The 16,040-nt window shown below is 65.8% G+C and carries 19 protein-coding genes; 10 read left to right on the forward strand and 9 right to left on the reverse strand.

What is annotated here, in order from left to right; all coding sequences use genetic code 11:
• A partial coding sequence (gene katG / locus ACLP4W_RS08045) for a catalase/peroxidase HPI (protein ID WP_442385611.1) occupies positions 1–1,847 on the forward strand: 1,847 nt, incomplete at its 5' end.
• A gap of 59 nt (positions 1,848–1,906) precedes the next feature.
• On the opposite strand, the gene ACLP4W_RS08050 is transcribed toward katG, so the two are convergent.
• Positions 1,907–2,707: a DUF1906 domain-containing protein gene (locus ACLP4W_RS08050; protein ID WP_442385612.1), complete on the reverse strand. Its 801-nt coding sequence runs from the start codon at positions 2,705–2,707 to the stop codon at positions 1,907–1,909.
• 231 nt (positions 2,708–2,938) lie between these two features.
• On the opposite strand from ACLP4W_RS08050, the gene ACLP4W_RS08055 reads away from it, so the two are divergent.
• From ACLP4W_RS08055 to ACLP4W_RS08065, 3 genes are read left to right on the forward strand one after another with little or no spacing between them, the layout of a single operon-like run.
• Entirely contained in the window at positions 2,939–4,195 is a 1,257-nt protein-coding gene (locus tag ACLP4W_RS08055; protein ID WP_442385683.1) for a glycosyltransferase family 4 protein, read from the forward strand.
• Positions 4,189–4,959, forward strand: a complete 771-nt coding sequence (locus ACLP4W_RS08060; protein WP_442385613.1) for a class I SAM-dependent methyltransferase — start codon at positions 4,189–4,191, stop codon at positions 4,957–4,959. The genes ACLP4W_RS08055 and ACLP4W_RS08060 overlap by 7 nt, the downstream gene beginning before the upstream one ends.
• Positions 4,946–6,022, forward strand: a complete 1,077-nt coding sequence (locus tag ACLP4W_RS08065) for a prenyltransferase (protein ID WP_442385614.1) — start codon at positions 4,946–4,948, stop codon at positions 6,020–6,022. The genes ACLP4W_RS08060 and ACLP4W_RS08065 overlap by 14 nt, the downstream gene beginning before the upstream one ends.
• A gap of 1 nt (position 6,023) precedes the next feature.
• Here the strand turns inward: ACLP4W_RS08065 and ACLP4W_RS08070 are convergent, their stop codons facing one another.
• Positions 6,024–6,695, reverse strand: a complete 672-nt coding sequence (locus ACLP4W_RS08070) for a class I SAM-dependent methyltransferase (protein ID WP_442385615.1) — start codon at positions 6,693–6,695, stop codon at positions 6,024–6,026.
• 108 nt (positions 6,696–6,803) lie between these two features.
• On the opposite strand from ACLP4W_RS08070, the gene ACLP4W_RS08075 reads away from it, so the two are divergent.
• The gene (locus ACLP4W_RS08075; protein WP_442385616.1) at positions 6,804–7,499 is read left to right on the forward strand and encodes a cutinase family protein; all 696 of its coding nucleotides are present in this window, start codon (positions 6,804–6,806) and stop codon (positions 7,497–7,499) included.
• Between the two features lie 31 nt (positions 7,500–7,530).
• Here ACLP4W_RS08075 and ACLP4W_RS08080 read toward each other — a convergent pair whose 3' ends face one another.
• On the reverse strand, positions 7,531–8,091 hold the full coding sequence (locus tag ACLP4W_RS08080) for a carboxymuconolactone decarboxylase family protein (protein WP_442385617.1): 561 nt from the start codon (positions 8,089–8,091) through the stop codon (positions 7,531–7,533).
• 38 nt (positions 8,092–8,129) lie between these two features.
• On the opposite strand from ACLP4W_RS08080, the gene ACLP4W_RS08085 reads away from it, so the two are divergent.
• Positions 8,130–8,453 (forward strand): winged helix-turn-helix transcriptional regulator, encoded by a 324-nt coding sequence (locus ACLP4W_RS08085; RefSeq protein WP_442385618.1) that lies wholly within the window; start codon positions 8,130–8,132, stop codon positions 8,451–8,453.
• Positions 8,454–8,480: 27 nt separating this feature from the next.
• Here ACLP4W_RS08085 and ACLP4W_RS08090 read toward each other — a convergent pair whose 3' ends face one another.
• The 3 genes from ACLP4W_RS08090 to ACLP4W_RS08100 all read right to left on the reverse strand — a co-directional run bounded on the left by ACLP4W_RS08090 (position 8,481) and on the right by ACLP4W_RS08100 (position 9,566).
• A complete protein-coding gene (locus ACLP4W_RS08090) occupies positions 8,481–8,681 on the reverse strand; it encodes a hypothetical protein (protein WP_442385619.1) in 201 nt (66 codons plus the stop codon).
• Positions 8,682–8,772: 91 nt separating this feature from the next.
• Positions 8,773–9,246 (reverse strand): hypothetical protein, encoded by a 474-nt coding sequence (locus ACLP4W_RS08095; protein WP_442385620.1) that lies wholly within the window; start codon positions 9,244–9,246, stop codon positions 8,773–8,775.
• Between the two features lie 113 nt (positions 9,247–9,359).
• Entirely contained in the window at positions 9,360–9,566 is a 207-nt protein-coding gene (locus tag ACLP4W_RS08100; protein ID WP_442385621.1) for a hypothetical protein, read from the reverse strand.
• Positions 9,567–10,083: 517 nt separating this feature from the next.
• On the opposite strand from ACLP4W_RS08100, the gene ACLP4W_RS08105 reads away from it, so the two are divergent.
• The 3 genes from ACLP4W_RS08105 (at position 10,084) to ACLP4W_RS08115 (ending at position 12,431) form a co-directional block, all read left to right on the forward strand.
• A complete protein-coding gene (locus ACLP4W_RS08105; RefSeq protein WP_442385622.1) occupies positions 10,084–10,374 on the forward strand; it encodes a hypothetical protein in 291 nt (96 codons plus the stop codon).
• Positions 10,371–11,432 (forward strand): cytochrome P450, encoded by a 1,062-nt coding sequence (locus tag ACLP4W_RS08110; protein WP_442385623.1) that lies wholly within the window; start codon positions 10,371–10,373, stop codon positions 11,430–11,432. The genes ACLP4W_RS08105 and ACLP4W_RS08110 overlap by 4 nt, the downstream gene beginning before the upstream one ends.
• Positions 11,433–11,603: 171 nt before the next feature.
• On the forward strand, positions 11,604–12,431 hold the full coding sequence (locus tag ACLP4W_RS08115) for a glycoside hydrolase family 16 protein (RefSeq protein ID WP_442385624.1): 828 nt from the start codon (positions 11,604–11,606) through the stop codon (positions 12,429–12,431).
• 11 nt (positions 12,432–12,442) lie between these two features.
• Here the strand turns inward: ACLP4W_RS08115 and ACLP4W_RS08120 are convergent, their stop codons facing one another.
• Both ACLP4W_RS08120 and ACLP4W_RS08125 read right to left on the reverse strand, forming a co-directional pair.
• Positions 12,443–13,282 carry a class I SAM-dependent methyltransferase gene (locus tag ACLP4W_RS08120; protein ID WP_442385625.1) on the reverse strand — a complete coding sequence of 280 codons (840 nt, stop codon included), beginning with the start codon at positions 13,280–13,282 and terminating at the stop codon, positions 12,443–12,445.
• A gap of 76 nt (positions 13,283–13,358) precedes the next feature.
• Positions 13,359–14,021 (reverse strand): hypothetical protein, encoded by a 663-nt coding sequence (locus tag ACLP4W_RS08125; RefSeq protein WP_442385626.1) that lies wholly within the window; start codon positions 14,019–14,021, stop codon positions 13,359–13,361.
• Between the two features lie 105 nt (positions 14,022–14,126).
• On the opposite strand from ACLP4W_RS08125, the gene ACLP4W_RS08130 reads away from it, so the two are divergent.
• The gene (locus ACLP4W_RS08130; RefSeq protein WP_442385627.1) at positions 14,127–15,137 is read left to right on the forward strand and encodes an NADP-dependent oxidoreductase; all 1,011 of its coding nucleotides are present in this window, start codon (positions 14,127–14,129) and stop codon (positions 15,135–15,137) included.
• A 20-nt stretch (positions 15,138–15,157) separates the two neighbouring features.
• Here the strand turns inward: ACLP4W_RS08130 and ACLP4W_RS08135 are convergent, their stop codons facing one another.
• The gene (locus ACLP4W_RS08135; RefSeq protein ID WP_442385628.1) at positions 15,158–15,994 is read right to left on the reverse strand and encodes a class I SAM-dependent methyltransferase; all 837 of its coding nucleotides are present in this window, start codon (positions 15,992–15,994) and stop codon (positions 15,158–15,160) included.
• Positions 15,995–16,040: the final 46 nt, after the last annotated feature.

Genomic DNA, 16,040 nt, shown 5'->3' on the forward strand with positions numbered 1-16,040 from the left:
CCCAGCGCTTCGCCCCGATCAACAGCTGGCCGGACAACGTGAGCCTGGACAAGGCCCGCCGGCTGCTGTGGCCGGTCAAGCAGAAGTACGGCAACAAGATCTCCTGGGCGGACCTGATCATCTTCGCGGGCAACTGCGCGTTGGAGTCGATGGGTTTCAAGACCTTCGGCTTCGCGTTCGGCCGCGAAGACATCTGGGAGCCAGAGGAGATTCTCTTCGGCGAAGAGGGCGAATGGTTGGGCACCAACAAGCGCTACTCCGGTAAGCGCGACCTCGCGGAGCCGTACGGCGCCACCACCATGGGTTTGATCTATGTGAATCCGGAAGGCCCCGAGGGCAAGCCGGATCCGATCGCCGCGGCGGTGGACATCCGTGAGACGTTCGGCCGGATGGCGATGAACGACGAGGAGACCGCCGCACTCATCGTCGGTGGCCACAGCTTCGGCAAGACCCACGGTGCCGGCGACGGGGACCTGGTCGGTCCCGAGCCGGAGGCAGCCCCGATCGAACAACAAGGTCTGGGCTGGAAGAGCTCCTACGGCAGCGGTTCGGGCAAGGACGCCATCACCAGCGGCCTGGAGGTGGTCTGGACCGCGACCCCGACCACGTGGGGCAACGGTTTCCTGCAGAACCTGTACGGCTACGAGTGGGAGCTGACCAAGAGTCCCGCCGGAGCCTGGCAGTTCGTGGCGAAGGACGGCGCCGGTGCCGGCACCATTCCGGATCCCTTCGGCGGGCCGGGACGCGCCCCGACGATGCTGGTCACCGACATCTCGATGCGGGAGGACCCGATCTACCGCGAGATCACCCGGCGCTGGCTGGATCACCCCGAGGAGCTGGCCGAGGCATTCGCCAAGGCCTGGTACAAGCTGCTGCACCGCGACATGGGCCCGATCAGCCGCTACCTCGGGCCCTGGATTCCCGAGCCGCAGCTGTGGCAGGACCCGGTTCCGGCGGTCGACCACGCGCGCGTCGACGATCAGGACGTCGCGGCCCTGAAGAGCAAGGTGCTCGCGTCCGGCCTGTCAGTTCCTCAGCTGGTCAAGGCGGCCTGGTCGGCGGCCGCGAGCTACCGCAACACCGACAAGCGCGGTGGCGCGAACGGGGGGCGGCTGCGCCTCGAACCGCAGCGCAGCTGGGAGGTCAACGAGCCCTCCGAGCTGCAAAAGGTGCTGCCGGTGCTGGAGAAGATCCAGCAGGACTTCAACGGCTCGGCGTCCGGCGGCAAGAAGATCTCGCTGGCCGACCTGATCGTGCTGGCCGGGTCCGCGGCGGTGGAGAAGGCGGCCAAGGACGCCGGCTACGAGATCTCGGTGCACTTTGCTCCGGGGCGTACCGACGCCTCGCAGGAAAACACCGACGTGGAGTCGTTCGCGGTGCTCGAACCGCGGACCGACGGGTTCCGCAACTACGCGCGGCCGGGCGAAAAAGCTCAGCTGGAGCAGCTGCTGGTGGAGCGGGCGTACTTGCTGGGTCTGACCGCGCCGGAGCTGACGGTGCTCATCGGCGGGCTGCGTGCCCTCGGTGCCAACCACGGCGGCAGCAAGTACGGCGTGTTCACCGACAAGCCGGGCGCGTTGACCAACGACTTCTTCGTCAACCTGCTCGACATGGGAACCGAATGGAAGGCGTCGCAGAGCGCGGAGAACGTTTACGAAGGCCACGACCGGGCGTCGGGCGCTCTGAAGTGGACGGCGACCGCGAATGACCTTGTGTTCGGCTCGAACTCGGTGCTGCGTGCGGTGGCCGAGGTCTACGCCCAGGACGACAACAAGGGGAAGTTCGTCGAGGACTTCGTCGCGGCATGGGCCAAGGTCATGAACAACGACCGGTTCGACCTGAATTAACCCGGCACCGGATCGACACTAAAGCGACACCCCGCGAGCCATCGGCTCGCGGGGTGTCGTCAACGAGGGAAGTCCCATTGGCCGAAATCGGGCGCCAGGACGTCGTCCACGTCCACGTTTATCCCGCCGAGAAGGGGACCCGGGTTCGACGGGCTGTTGACCACCGACTGGTAGAGCACCGCCGCGGGTTCGCGCTCCCCGTGCGACCACGACCTCGTCTGCCACGCCCACCGGTGCCCCGCGGTGCTCGAGTTTCCTATTACGCCGTCCCTGATCGCCCAGCCACACGCCTGGGCATGCCCATAGATGCCGGTGCGGCCCACGCCCATGACCGAGTTGATTCCTCGAAACCAATCGACGGCAACGCCATTCCAGGTGTTGAGGTCGATATCGTCATCGACGCTGAAGAAGATCGGGGCCGAACCACTCCCCCCGGCGGCGGCATGTAGTCGCAGGGCTGTCTGAGCATCGGCCGCGCCGCCGTTGTACCCGCGGGTGAAGTCCGACGGGTCGGGCCAACCGGGTTTGCCGTACTGGAAATTGCTGACGATTTGCAGGCCCGCTGCGCGCAACGCGTCCGCGTACTCCCGGGTGATGGGTTTTGCCTCGAAGTTCGCGCCCGGCCGCGACTCGGACACGTAATTCACCACCCCGCCATAGCCCGCCGACTTGATCTCATCCGGCGCGATCCGCCGCTCGGCGAAATCGATCAGCTGCAGGTCGGCGGCCCACGCCCTGCCCGCGTCGAGCGGTGCAGCCGCAAGACTCAGGAGAGCCGGTGCGAAGGCATATTTGAAGACGTCGCGTCGTGAGACCGATCGCTGTCCGCCGCGTCCGGTCGGCGCAGCCGAATCCTGCACCGCGCGATGGTAACAAAATCGTCCACCGGGTTTTTTGCGAGAGACCCGTGTGGCGGGCGTGACCGCTGCGTTTGATGTTGAGTTGGGCCGGGGCGCGTTGCGGCGTTTAGGTGACCGAACTATAGTCTGGACACATGTCCAGTTTGCTGTCACGGGGTTCGGGAGCCCGTTGATCGCGATGGATTGGGGGGTGGCCGTCCGCGGCCTTTCATCAGCGGATAAGAGTTGAGTATGCGAATTGCCCTGCTGTCCTACCGCAGCAAGGACCATTGCGGCGGACAGGGCGTCTACGTGCGCCATCTCAGCCGCGGCCTGGTCGAACTCGGCCATGAAGTCGAAGTGTTTTCCGGCCAGCCCTATCCGGAACTGCTGGATCCGCGGGTGCGGTTGACCAAGGTGCCCAGCCTGGATCTATACCGCGAGCCCGACCCGTTCCGGGTGCCGCGTCCGAGCGAGATCCGCGACTCGATCGACCTGTTGGAACTGCTGACGGTGTGGACGGCGGGCTTTCCCGAGCCGCGAACCTTCACGCTTCGCGTTGCCCGGCTATTGGCCGACCGGCCGAACGATTTCGACCTCGTGCACGACAACCAGAGCCTGGGGGCCGGCCTGCTCGCGATCGCTGACATGGGGCTGCCGGTGGTGGCCACCGTGCACCACCCCATCACGCGCGATCGGGTGCTCGACATCGCCGCGGCACGATGGTGGCGAAAGCCCTTGGTGCACCGCTGGTATGGGTTTTCCAAAATGCAGAAACAGGTGTCGCGCCAGATTCCGGACCTGTTGACCGTCTCGTCGTCGTCGGCCGCCGACATTGTCGCCGACTTCGATGCCTCGCCGGACCAACTGCATGTGGTGCCGCTGGGGGTGGACACCGAACTGTTCAAGCCGGGATCGCAACCACGGCAACCCGGTCGCGTCATCGCCATCGCCAGCGCCGACACCCCGCTGAAGGGGGTCAGCACGCTGCTTCAGGCCGTCGCCAGGGCCCGCATGAACCGCGACCTCGAGTTGCGGCTCGTCGCCAAGGTGGAACCCAACGGTCCCACCCACAAACTCATCGCCGAACTGGGGATCTCCGACATCGTCCACATCACCAGCGGGCTTTCCGACGCCGAGCTGGCCGCCCTGTTCGCATCCGCCGAGGTGGCCTGCATTCCGTCTCTCTACGAAGGGTTTTCGCTGCCTGCGGTGGAAGCCATGGCGAGCGGAACCCCGATCGTCGCCAGTCGGGTGGGCGCGCTACCCGAGGTCCTGGGGACCGATGGCGCCTGCGGTGAGCTGGTGCCGGCCGCCCACGTCGAAGCGCTCACCCGCGCGCTCGGCGAGCTTCTCGACTCGCCGGAAAAGCGTCGCAGCATGGGGCAGGCTGGCCGAAATCGCGCAATCAACGTGTTCAGTTGGGAAGCCGTGGCCGCTCAAACGGTGCGGGTCTATGAACGGGCGATCGCGCGCCGCGCCGGCAGCGAGGGCGAAGCGCGATGCTGACAGTCGATTTCGACCGGCTCGGTGTCGGGCCGTCCGTCAAGGTCATCGACGTGGGTTGCGGAGCCGGCCGGCACGCCTTCGAGGCGTATCGGCGCGGCGCCGACGTCATCGCCTTCGATCGCGATACTTCCGAACTGCGTTCCGTGGACACCATCCTGCGCGCGATGGCCGAGACCGGCGAGGCGCCCGGAGCGGCGTCGGCGAAAGTGGTTCTCGGTGACGCGCTGCGCCTGCCGTACGCCGACGAGACGTTCGACTGCGTCATCGCCTCTGAAATCCTGGAACACGTCCCACAAGACGACGCCGCCATCGCAGAGCTGGTCAGGGTGCTCAAAGTCGGTGGCACACTGGCGGTCAGCGTGCCGCGGTGGCTTCCCGAGCGGGTGTGCTGGCTGCTTTCCGACGAATACCACAGCAACGAAGGCGGCCACGTGCGCATCTACCGAGCCAGCGAATTGCGAGACAAGATCACCAGCGGCGGAATGGAATTGACGCACGCCCATCACGCGCACGCGCTGCACTCGCCGTTCTGGTGGCTGAAATGCGCTGTGGGCGTCTCCAATGCCGGGCATCCCGCGGTGGCCGCCTACCACAAGCTGCTGGTATGGGATCTGATGCGGCGCCCGAAGGCGACGCGACTGGCGGAGTCACTGCTCAACCCGTTCGTCGGCAAGAGCGTGGTCATGTATTTTGCCAAGTACTTTATCGCGCAGCATGCGGCGCAAAGCGAAGCGGCCCCGGGGTACTCAGTTGCATCGGTTTAGCCCACCGGCGGTTCCGGGTGTCCTTACTCCCGACCAATGCCGGCAGACCGCGATGTCGATAGCCGCTGCGCAGGAATCTTCAGGCGCCATCCCATGGTTCGAGGGGGGTCACACCGATCCGTGGGACCACGTGGAATGCGCCATGGCGCTCACCGCGGCCGGACTGCTGGAACCGGCGCGCGCCGCATTCGAGTGGAGCCGTCAGACGCAGCGGCCCGACGGCTCTTGGCCCATCCAGACTCGCGCGGGGACCGTTGAGGACGCCAACAGCGACAGCAACTTCTGCGCATATATCGCCACCGGTGTGTGGCACCACGTGCTGGTCACCGGCGACGCGTCGTTTGCTGCCGAAATGTGGCCGGTGGTGCAGAGGGCGATCGATTTCGTCATCGACCTACAGGTTGGCTATGGCGAGATCTATTGGGCCCGAAGCGAAACCGGACCCGTTCCCGAAGCCCTGCTGACCGGGTGCGCCAGCGTGTTCCACAGCATCCGATGCGCGCTGGCCCTGGCCGGTCTTATCGGGGAACCGCAGCCGGAGTGGGAACTGGCGCTGGGCCGACTCGGCCACGCGATCGGCGCGCATCCGGAGGCGTTCACCGAGAAGGAGCGCTACTCGATGGACTGGTACTACCCCGTCCTGGGTAGTGCACTGCGGGGCCCGGCGGCCACCGCCCGGATCAAAGAGCGCTGGGACGACTTTGTGGTCAGCGGTCTCGGCATCCGCTGCGTCGACGACCGGCCCTGGGTGACCGGCGCCGAAACATGCGAACTGGTGATGGCCCTCGACGCGATCGGCCACCGCTCTGCGGCACACCGGCAATTCGCCGCGATGCAGCACCTGCGCGAAGACGACGGCTCGTACTGGACGGGCTTGGTATTCGCTGACGGGAAGCGGTGGCCCGAGGAGCGCACCACCTGGACCGGGGCGGCGATGATCCTGGCGGCCGACGCGCTGTCGAACACCACGGGTGGCAGTCGGGTGTTCCGCGGCGACGGGCTGCCGATGGGCCTGCAAACCGACTTCGATTGCGAATGCGTGGTCAGCGGCCCCGGCCGGTGACTTAAATCCTGACGATCTGCTCCCCCGGCGCGCCGCCGGTGCGTTCGAGCACCCGTAGCGACCCGGTCACCGAAACCTCCCGAAACTGACCGGAATCGATGGCGCGGCAATAGATCTGGTACGGCGCCCGCCCGCCGTCGCGCGGGTCCGGGAACACATCGTGGATGACGAGCGCCCCGCCGACGCTCACCCATTTCGCCCAGCCGTCGAAGTCCTGACGGGCCGCGGCTTCGGTGTGGCCGCCGTCGATGAACAAGAACTGCAACGGTGCCCGCCACCCCCGGGCCACAATCGGCGACTTGCCCACGATCGCGACGACGTGGTCGTCCAGCCCGGCGGCGTCCAGCGTGCGACGAAACGTCGGCAGCGTGTCGAACAGTCCGGTGACATCATCGACCAGCGAGGCATCGTGGTATTCCCAGCCGGCTTGGTGTTCCTCCGAACCATGGTGATGGTCGATGGTGTAGAGCACGCTGTCGGTCTGTTGCGCCGCCGCGCCCAGCAACAGGGTGGATTTGCCGCAATACGTACCGACCTCGACACCGACACCGCCGTCGAGGTACTGCACCGCGGCGTCGTAAAGCGCACGTCCCTCGTCGGCCGGCATGAAACCCCGCACCTGCTCGGCCAGCGCGAACAGGCGCTCGGTTGAACTGACATCGGCGCGGCTCATCCGTTGAACCTATCGGTCGGCGTGGTCGCACCGACAGGCCGGGCAACCGGCGCGGTGTTCTTTCCGGCCGGCCAGCGGCTCGGGCCAGATCGCTTTACTATTCATGCTGTGCGCGTCTTGCCAGCTCGCAAATGGGTTGAGGTCAGCCTGGCGGCGGTTGTTACCGCGGCCGCGCTGACGTTGACGGCTGCGGTGCTGCCGTCCGGGGTGCCGGGTGCCGCGCGGTCTGCCGCCGCGGCGAACTGTCCGGCGGTGCAGGTCGTTTTCGCTCGGGGCCGGCAGGAATCACCGGGCACGGGCGTGCTGGGTAACGCGTTCGTCAACGCGCTGCAATCCAAGGTTCCGAACAAGAACGTCGGCGTTTACGCCGTGAAGTACCCAGCCGACACGGAGGTTGACGTCGGCGCGAACGACATGAGCCAGCACGTCCAGTACATGGTCAACAACTGCCCGGACACCCGGCTGGTGCTCGGCGGCTACTCGCTGGGCGCCGCCGTCACCGACGTGGTGCTCGCGGTGCCGTTCTCCGCGTTCGGTTTCGACAACCCCCTGCCGGAGGGCACCGATCAGCATGTCGCGGCCGTCGCGCTGTTCGGCAACGGAATCCAGTGGGTGGGCCCGATCACCAACTTCAGCCCGATCTACAACGACAGGACGATCGAGTTGTGCCACGGCGACGATCCCGTCTGCAACCCGGCCGACCCACACACCTGGCAGGACAACTGGCCACAACATCTCGCCAGCGCCTACATCCAGGCGGGCATGGCCAACCAGGCCGCCGACTTCGTCGCGAGCAAGCTCTAGTCGATCTTCGCTCGGTCAGCGATCGGGTTTGCTAGGTCGAGAACGTGCGCGCGCCGTCTTCGAGGGGCAGACGCAGGGAATTCACGAGATAGCTGACGGTCCGGTAGGCACCGGCCAGCATGAGTAGCTCCAGGATGGCCTCGTCGCTGTGGTATGTGCTCAGCCGTGCCCACAGGTCGTCGTCGACCGTGCAACTGCGGTGCAAGCCGTCGCACAGTTGAATCAGGACACGATCCGCGTCGTCCCAGCAAGGATCCTCTGGCCCTCCGGTTGTCAGCGATGCGATCTGTTCCTCGCTCAGGCCCGCCCTGGTCGCGAAGGTGCTCACGTGCACTCCCCACTCGTACTCGGCGTCGCAGGCCGCGGTGACCCTGTCGATGACTATCTCGCGCTGACGGATTGTCAGGTGTCCCCGGTCGAGCAGGCCGGAGCTGAAGAATTTGAAGAACAGCCGGCGATCGCGGGCCAATGTGGTGAACAGCAGCAACGGCGGGTTGCCACGCATGACGGCGTCGATGGCCTGCTGGATGTCGGCGGGTAAGGGCGAAGGAGCGGGCGCGATGCGTCCGCTACGGTTTTTGTAGCGGTCCATGCTGGCACTCTACGCTGCGATGCTTCAAAATATGTAGCGTGACAGCTCCGCGGATCGGGTCGCCGGTACGGGGATCGACTTCGGGTCGGCCGATCATGGTCGTCCTCGATGCCCTGGGCCGGCGCGGAGCACTGCGGGTGCTGTGGGAATTGCGCAGCGATACGTTGACTTTTCGCGCCCTGCAGTCGGCATCCGGCATGAATCCCGGGTCGCTCAACACCCGCCTGAAAGAGCTGCGAGCGCTGCACATCGTCGACCACTCCGGCGGCGGCTATCACCTAACCGACCAAGGGCAATTACTGGTGGCGGCGCTGGGACCGCTACAGGCCTGGGCCGACAACTGGGCGCAACCGGCGCCGTAGCGGCCGGTTAGCAGCCAGTTGGCAATCTCACGCTTCGTAGGTGACCTGGTACCAGTGCCGCACGGGCTTGTGGGTGGTGTCAGCCTGACCCGTGTCGGTCGCGCTCACCACGTTGACGTCGCTCACGTCGGGATTGTGGGCCTCGATGTAGCGCTCCAACTCGTGGATGAGCGCGCTATGTGGCTGAGCTGGGTTTGCGAGCGCCTTCGCTCTGTGTGTTTGCGGCACAAATAGGATTATGCCGACGTCTCCGTCGTTGCGCAGCCTTCGTAATTACGTTGTCCCGCAATATGGCTCGTTGCAAGCGCAGCTAATTCGGCTAATGGGTCTTCCGGCCGCCTAGAGCCGATGGATAGACGGCACGCCGTTGTGCGTGCAGACCGACCTGCAGACCGACATAGCCCAGTATCAGCCCGGTCCCGATCTCGGCGACGGCCGTGAGCCACGAGAACCAGGTGACGTTGATCCGCGGTCCCGAGGTGAAGCTGTCCTGATAGCCCGGCAGAAATGTGGGCAGCACGTGCGCATAGGTAAACAGCGCCGCGCTGCCGAGACCCACGAGGATTGCGGCCTGGGAAGCACGCGGGTGTTGACGCAAGACCAGCACGAGCGCGACCAGCACGAACAACCCCTGGATCATCCCGCCAATCATGATTGATGGCGGCGATGCCGCCATCCCCCGCCGAAGGTGATCGATCCCGTGGACGGTGAACGCCGCCACGAACGCGATCATCGCCAGGGTTAAAGAACGGTGCGCCGTCAATGAGTGGCTGGGCATCGGCTTCTCCCGCATCGAACTACTACCTAGCGTAGTAGCACTCTCGGCCGATGTAAACGCCCCAAGCGTGAATCCGCCTAAGGGCCCTTAGGAAACGTTCGGAAACGTTCGGAAACGTTCGGAAACGTTCAGGCCGGGGTGTCGGTGCTGGTGTACAGCTTGAAGGCGCGGGTGACGGGGGCGACGTCGCCACCCGACGCGGCGGCGTGGCGCCGGGCGACAAAAGACGGATGGCGGCGTATCGCTTCGCTGCGCTCCCGCGCGACGCGCTGAGCCGCGACCCATGCCGGATGTGATTCCAGGAAAATAACCGTCGCCCCCGGTGCGTTCGCCACGATTTCAACTCCTCCCAGAGCAACCCGCAAACCCTACCAACACTGGTTATCGGCTCGTATTCCAGAATGCCCAGCCAATCCTGAGACCAAACCATCCGCCAGGTTGAGAATTAGCCATGAATTTTTTCTGGGGCTGCAGCTTCGTTAGCTGCAAAAGCGGCGCCGGAAAACCCTTGTCGCAGCCTTAAAGCTGTGCGAGCTGTTCGAGCTGGCTCAGCAGTTTTGCGGACGGACTGCGGACGCAACACCACCACCACCACCCTTCGGAAACGACCCACAACGGAACCGAACAGTCGTGACCGTAGCCGAGACCACCGACAACCCTCGGGGAGTCGGGTCGGAAGCCGGCAGCCGTGAACGCCGCGATTCGAAAACGAGATCGCCACTTAGCCCACCGGGTGTCGAAGGGTTCGCGGACGCCTGACGCGCCCAGGCGACAGCCCTGGTCGACACCATTGCGCCCACGGGCGCCTGTGAGGCAACTGCGGCCGTCGGGGCGGATACTTGCTGCGAGGCAATGCTGACCGTGTTAGGTTTGCCGCCAGATAACCAGGCGCAGGGCTTGGTATACGCCGCCTCGGCGGGGGATGAGCTTCCGTTGATCACGCATCTGCTCAAGTCCGCACACGATCTGGCTGAAGACCGGTCCTCGGCGCCCCACGGCATTCTGTGGGGCCTGTTCGCGGGCTCCGACTGCGGTGATGCTTCTCCGCCGCTCAGCGAGGAGGACGTGCTGGGGTGGTTGCCCTCGATCTTCGCGACCGGGATGGAAACCCTCAGCGCCGCCAACTGGAAGGGGGCATCGTGACCGGAACCAAAAATATCCCGATCTTGGCCGACGATGCGCCCGAGGTTGTCGTTGCCGACCGCGCGTATTGGGAGCAGGCGGAAAGGCGCCAGTGGTTCGATCTTCTGCGCGAGCGCGCCCCGGTGCTGATGCATCGGGGCGAATTTTGGATCACCGGCCGCGAAGAGGTGATTGCGGCGCTGCGGAATCCGGCGTTTGTGAAACCTCCGCCGGGGCCGGCTCCGTATCGCCGGGCCATCAACCAGGCGCTAACGCCGCGCGCCGTGGCCGCGATGGAGGGGCCCCTGCGGGAGCAGGCAAGGGTGACCGTCGCTGGTGTCGCCGCGCGAGGGCGCTGCGAGGCGATGTCAGAGATCGCCTACCCTTTCCATGCACGCGCGCTGCTGGCATTCCTGGGCCTGCCGGTATACGCCTGGGTATGGCTGATCGAAAGAATGTCGGCGATCGACGAGAGCCCCCCTGGATCAGCGCCGCGTGCTGAGCTTTACTACTTCCTGAACGCGCACTACCGGCACGGCCGCCTGGCGCAGTTACTCGGCGGCGACGGTGGGCTCAGCGGCCACGAAGTGCTGGGGTGCCACGTCCCGTTTCTGTTCGCGGGCTTTAAAAGCACACCCGCCGCGATCGGCTGGTGTCTCTACGGGCTTGCCCGAAGCCAACACTTACAGGCCGAACTGCGCGACGACCCGGCGCTGATCCCCCCCTTCATCGACGAGACGCTGCGGACCCAGCCACCGATCCCGTCTATCGAGCGTGACACTTCGAAGGCCCTCACCGTTGACGGCTACAGCCTCCCGGCTGCCGCTCCGGTCCGTCTGCACTTGGGGGCGGCCAACGTCGAAGACGATCAGGGGACCACGGCGCCGAAGCATCTGACGTTCGGCGCTGGCCCGCAACGCTGCCCCGCCTCGCACCTTGCGCTCGCCGAGCTGAAGATTCTGGTAGGTGAACTTCTCAGACAGCTCCCCGACTTCGGGTTAGCACCCGACTTCTCGCCGCGATTTTGCGGTGGGCCCATAGACCTGCTGGCCGAGCTGCCGCTGCGGTGGGACGTCTAGACGTCCAGCGTCACTCGTGGCCCCCTTGGCCACGGCCGATCCGCGCATAAACCCGCACCACCGTTCCGCCGTCGTTCGTTTCGTGCCGACCGCATCCACACGCTAGCGACGGCCACCGACAGAATCGCCGTTTCGACCCCGTACAGCGTTGGCTGCTATCGTGCCTTGCTTATGCCGGAGATAGAGCGCCGTCGGATGATGCTGACGACCGGGATCGGCCTGCTGGCAGCTGCGCTGCCCGTCCCCGAGGCCCGGGCCCAACCGCCCCGGGGGCCGCTTCCGGCGGCGCCCAGCGGCCAGGCCGGAACGTACATCTTCCAGGACGAATTCGATGGCCCGGCCGGCTCGGCCCCCGATCCGTCGAAGTGGACCGTGGCGCAAGCCCGCGAGCAAATCAAGGATCCGACGTATTGGGAGCGACCCGAGAACATCGGGCAGTACCGCGACAATCGCCAGAACGTGTTCGTCGACGGCAAGTCCAACCTCATCCTGCGTGCAGCCAAAGACGGACCCACGTACTACAGCGGCAAGGTGCAAAGCCTCTGGCGCGGCGGTGTCGGCCACACCTGGGAAGCCAGGATCAAGCTCGCCTGCCTAACCGCCGGTGCCTGGCCCGCCTACTGGCTGGGTAACGAGGATCAGGGCGAAATAGACGTCATGGAGTGGTACGGCAACGGCAACTGGCCCTCGGCCACCACCGTCCACGCGAGAGCAAACGGCGGCGAATGGAAGACGCACAACATCGCGGTGGACAGCGGCTGGCACACGTGGCGAACCCAGTGGGACGAGGCCGGCATCCGCTTCTGGAAAGACTACGTTGACGGCGCGCAACCCTACTTCGACGTGCCGGCCAGTTCCCTACCGGACTGGCCGTTCAACGGCCCCGGCTACACCGTTTTTCCGGTGTTCAACCTTGCGGTTGCCGGTTCCGGTGGTGGCGATCCCGGGCCGGGTACCTATCCCGCCGACATGCTCATCGACTGGATACGCGTCTGGTAATCGACCGCGGCTCAGCGGGTGAGGAGGGCCGCCGCGCTCCAGGCCCTGCCGCCCGGGTGACGCGGGTCCGGCTGGGGCAGCCAGGTGATCGGGCGCATCCACAGCGGCAGGCGATGGAACCGGTGGGCGGCGATGTAGAGCGCTTCCACTTCGACGGTGCGCCAGCCGAGGTCTTCGAAGTAGGCCAGCCCGTTCTCGGGTGCGAACTTGAACGGCGCGTTCTCGAACATGCCGGCCATCTTCTTGTTCATCATCTTCTTCAGGCCCGGACCGGCGAAGTCGAGCATCCACCAGCCGACCTCGGGCCGCGTGAACGCGTCCGAGAGGGCGACGACGTCACGGTCTTCCAGGTACATCAACAGACCCTCGGTCAGTATCAGCGCCCTCGTGGCGCCGTCCAGCGCGTCGTCTAAGAAGGCGCTTCCGGCCTGCGGGTCGGCCAGGTCGACGGCGGCCCGGGTCAACCGGCACCGCGGTGCCTGGTCGGCGAGCAGCTGCGTCTTTTCCTCGAGCAGCTTCGGCAGATCCGCCTCCACCCACGTGAAGTCAGCCGGAAGCTGCAAACGGTACGGCCGGGTGTCCAAACCGGCAGCCAAGTTCAGCACCCGGTCGCAGCCGTCGGCGATCGCTTCGGCGATGGCATCGTCGATGATTTTGGTGCGCGCGACGAGCCACCAACCGTTGCGAGTCGACCGTGGGACGCGGGCGACGATGGCGCGGCCGTGTTCGCCGGCGAGGCGTTCCGCGAGCGGGTCGCTGAACAGCGCATCGGGACGGGCTGATTCGGTCGCCCGGTGCAATGCGGTCCACCGGGCCGTATCGGAAACATGAGTGATCGAGCCCCCTGACATACGTTGCGTTATAGCATCCGCGGGTTGCGCCGTGGCACGGTCGGTCGCCGACCGACCCCGTTGGGGTGGCCGGTTCTCAATTCCCGGCAAACCAGGCGGCGGTCACCGCGTGGGTCTGGGGCGGCGGGAAGTGGGTGGTCGGTGTGCCCAGTTGACCGATCTTGACCGTCCACACCGGTGTTGAGCGGTCGATGCAGGTCCCGGGGCCCTGGCTGGGGAGCCACAGGACGGCCGGGTTTTCGCCGGGGTTGCCGCATGCGTAGGTGCCGACGTATCCGTCATCGCGCCCACCCCAGGAGCCGCCGTTGCGCATCAGGCAATGCGTGCCGTCGTCGAGGAGCATTGCGAACGGCTCCGGTATGGCGATGGGATGCACGGGCGCAAGCGGCCTGCCATAAGTCACCCGATACAAGCGCTTGTCCCAGGGATTGACCACGCACAACAGCGACCCAGATGTCGACGGCCAGCAGGTGCCGGCGCTGGCCGCGCTCGGCGAGCAGGAGTAGATGTTGTCGGCCACCGCCGACTGCGACGGCGTCGTGCAGTCGTCGACGGCCGCGACGTTGCCCTCCGGTGGCGCCTCTTGGTAACCGTTGATCGGTTGGCCGTTGGACCCGACGGCCACCACGGTGGTCACCTGGGTGGGCGGCGGATCGGCGGCCGCCGGTGCGGCCACGACGAAAGCGGCCATCGTGATCACTGCTATGGGCGCCAGGACAACTCGCGACACCACGTTCACCAAGCCCACCTCCTCGTCGAGCGGCCCCCTTTTGCAGGTTAGAGCGCACACCGTCTCGCGTGCCCGTAATTGATTGGCCAAATCGACCTTGGGTACGGTGCGCTGATGGCCCAACAAAACCGTCGCTTCCTACTCCGCGAACGACCCTCCGGACGCATCGGGCCGCACACCTTCGAGCTGAGCGAGCAGGCGGTTCCCGAGCTCGGCGATGGGGAGGCGCTCGTTCGTGTCGACTGGATCTCACTCGACCCGACGAACCGCACGTGGATCAACGACACTCCGACGTACCTGCCTCCGGTCGGTATCGGCGAGGTCATGCGCGCGGGCGGCCTGGGCGAGGTCATCGCGTCGAAGAATCCGACTTATCCGGTCGGGCAGACCGTGCAAGGTCTCCTCGGCTGGCAGGAGTACGCGGTGGTGTCGAACGCGTCGTTTTTGACGCCGGTCGACCTCGCCGAGGGCGTCTCACCCAGCGCGTACCTCGGCGCGCTGGGGACGACCGGACTCACCGCGTGGATCGGGATCCGCGACATCGGCAAACCGCAGCCGGGCGAGACGGTCGTCGTCTCGGCCGCCGCGGGCGCGGTCGGCTCGGTGGCCGGTCAGCTCGCCAAGGCCGACGGCGCGCGTGTCGTCGGGATCGCCGGCGGACCCGAGAAGTGCGCGCTGCTCACCGACCAGCTGGGCTTCGACGCGGCTGTCGACCACCGCGCCAACGATTGGGCCGCGCAGCTCGCGGCGGCGACGCCCAACGGCATCGACGTCGACTTCGAGAACGTCGGCGGTGAGATCATGGACGCGGTCTTCGTGCGGCTGAACATCCATGCCCGCGTCGCGCTCTGCGGACTGATCTCCGGCTACAACGCGGCCGACCCCCCGCCGGGACCGCGCGCGTTTGCAAACCTGCTCCTTCAGCGCGCCACCCTGCAGGGCTTCATTGTCCTCGACCACTTCGGGCGTTCGCCGGAGGCGATCAGCGAGATCGCCGGCCTGATCGCCGAAGGCAGGCTCACGCCACTAGAGACCGTCGTCGAGGGTTTTGAGCAGCTGCCGACGGCGATCAACATGCTGTTCGACGGCAAAAACGTCGGCAAGCTCGTGGTCAAAATCGCCTAACCGCTGTTTTCGCTTGACGGTCAGCCGAATTCGAGCAGGGCGTAGGCACCGCGGAATGGCTTCGTTGGTGGGAACTGCCAGAACGCGGGGTACAACGTGCCGAAAAACAATCCCCGCCCTTTGGGCATCGGCACGTCGTGTACCGCCCGGACTCCGGGCATGGTGTGCGCCAGATTCGCCAATTGACGCACTGAGAGGCTGAACGGCATCGGCGGCACCCGGTAGCGCTTGGACGAACGCAGCCCCTTCCGTGCGACCCTTTTGACGATGGTCGGCGGGAGGTCAAAAAACATCTGCCCGCCGGGAAACCGCTTGGCGCACTCCCCGATCAGTCCCATCGCCTCTTGCGGTTGCAGATACATCATCAGGCCTTCTGCGGTGACGAACACGCCGTTGCTGCCGTCGACCTTGTCGATCCAGGTGTAGTCGAGAGCAGACTGAGCCAGATAAGTGATCCGCGCCGAATGCGGCAGCAGGCGCTGTCGAAGTTCGATGACCGGAGGCAGATCTACTGAAACCCAGTCGAATTGCGCGTCGGGCAGTACGCGGTCCAGGCGCCAGAACGAAGTTTGGAAGCCTTCGGCAAGCGCGACGACGGTCGCCTTGGGATGCATGGTCAGGTACCTGATTGCGCACCGGTCGACCGCTAGTGAGCGCAACGCCATCTCCTGGCCTTTGCGTCCGAACTTCTCAAAGTCGAAGTCGATGGACTCGACGAGGCTGACGGCCATCGGGTCATCGATGATCGGGTCAGGGTGCCCGGCCTGATGGGCCCTGCCATAGAGCGTCACCAGGGCTGTTTCCGAGACGCCGGTCAGCAGGCCGGCGTCCACTTTGTGGTTGGCTCCATGACTCATGAAGTCAAACCGTACCGGCACGAGCGACATTGGACGCCGTCGTGCC

It is taken from the genome of Mycobacterium sp. (assembly GCF_052145595.1).
Lineage (GTDB): Bacteria > Actinomycetota > Actinomycetes > Mycobacteriales > Mycobacteriaceae > Mycobacterium.

Coding starts and splice junctions, on each gene's coding strand:
- ACLP4W_RS08080 (WP_442385617.1), bottom strand. CDS start 8,091: ATGGACCGCTACAAAAACCGTAGCGGACGCATCGCGCCCGCTCCTTCG.
- ACLP4W_RS08130 (WP_442385627.1), top strand. CDS start 14,127: ATGGCCCAACAAAACCGTCGCTTCCTACTCCGCGAACGACCCTCCGGA.
- ACLP4W_RS08060 (WP_442385613.1), top strand. CDS start 4,189: ATGCTGACAGTCGATTTCGACCGGCTCGGTGTCGGGCCGTCCGTCAAG.
- ACLP4W_RS08070 (WP_442385615.1), bottom strand. CDS start 6,695: ATGAGCCGCGCCGATGTCAGTTCAACCGAGCGCCTGTTCGCGCTGGCC.
- ACLP4W_RS08115 (WP_442385624.1), top strand. CDS start 11,604: ATGCCGGAGATAGAGCGCCGTCGGATGATGCTGACGACCGGGATCGGC.
- ACLP4W_RS08055 (WP_442385683.1), top strand. CDS start 2,939: ATGCGAATTGCCCTGCTGTCCTACCGCAGCAAGGACCATTGCGGCGGA.
- ACLP4W_RS08095 (WP_442385620.1), bottom strand. CDS start 9,246: ATGCGGGAGAAGCCGATGCCCAGCCACTCATTGACGGCGCACCGTTCT.
- ACLP4W_RS08120 (WP_442385625.1), bottom strand. CDS start 13,282: ATGTCAGGGGGCTCGATCACTCATGTTTCCGATACGGCCCGGTGGACC.
- ACLP4W_RS08135 (WP_442385628.1), bottom strand. CDS start 15,994: ATGAGTCATGGAGCCAACCACAAAGTGGACGCCGGCCTGCTGACCGGC.
- ACLP4W_RS08105 (WP_442385622.1), top strand. CDS start 10,084: ATGCTGACCGTGTTAGGTTTGCCGCCAGATAACCAGGCGCAGGGCTTG.